1 rRNA gene is annotated in these 302 nt (G+C 51.0%); it reads left to right on the top strand.

Annotated features, from left to right (window positions below):
- Positions 1-302 (top strand): 16S ribosomal RNA (locus tag BHE89_RS00565); the annotation flags it as partial.

Genomic DNA, 302 nt, shown 5'->3' on the forward strand with positions numbered 1-302 from the left:
GGGTTGTAAAGTACTTTCAGCGGGGAGGAAGGTGATAAGGTTAATACCCTTATCAATTGACGTTACCCGCAGAAGAAGCACCGGCTAACTCCGTGCCAGCAGCCGCGGTAATACGGAGGGTGCAAGCGTTAATCGGAATTACTGGGCGTAAAGCGCACGCAGGCGGTCAATTAAGTCAGATGTGAAAGCCCCGAGCTTAACTTGGGAATTGCATCTGAAACTGGTTGGCTAGAGTCTTGTAGAGGGGGGTAGAATTCCACGTGTAGCGGTGAAATGCGTAGAGATGTGGAGGAATACCGGTG

This window comes from Shigella sp. FC1967, assembly GCF_001743005.1.
Classification (GTDB): Bacteria; Pseudomonadota; Gammaproteobacteria; order Enterobacterales; family Enterobacteriaceae; genus Proteus.